Annotated in this window: 1 protein-coding gene and 1 pseudogene; both read right to left on the bottom strand. The window is 63.1% G+C overall.

Annotated features, from left to right (window positions below; genetic code table 11):
- The coding region (locus AKL29_RS46790; protein WP_430648843.1) for a proton-translocating transhydrogenase family protein at positions 1–222 on the bottom strand (222 nt) is incomplete at its 3' end.
- Positions 144–336: pseudogene (locus AKL29_RS38220) on the bottom strand (NAD(P)(+) transhydrogenase (Re/Si-specific) subunit alpha); the annotation flags it as partial. The gene AKL29_RS46790 and the pseudogene AKL29_RS38220, both read right to left, overlap by 79 nt.

Genomic DNA, 336 nt, shown 5'->3' with positions numbered 1-336 from the left:
GGTCACGCTCATCAGCGGCGTATGCAGCGCAGGCGTCACCGACCACACCACGAAATAGCCGACGAACACGGCGAGAACGAAGATCGACAGCCGGAACACGAACGGATCGACGGCCTGCGCGAGATGCTCCATGGCTTCTCTCCTTACTTCGGCTGGAAGTTGGGATGGATGACGGCGCCGTCCTTGGTCAGCGCGGTGGCCTTCACCAGCTCGTCGTCCCAATTGACCGCGAGCGCCTTGTTGGCCTTGTCGACCATCGTCTCGATGAACGAGAACAGGTTGCGCGCGTAGAGGCTCGAGGCCGAGGCCGCGACGCGGCCGGCGACATTGGTGTAG

It is taken from the genome of Bradyrhizobium pachyrhizi (assembly GCF_001189245.1).
GTDB classification, from domain to species: Bacteria; Pseudomonadota; Alphaproteobacteria; order Rhizobiales; family Xanthobacteraceae; genus Bradyrhizobium; species Bradyrhizobium pachyrhizi.
This window is presented reverse-complemented; position numbering and strand designations above follow the sequence as displayed.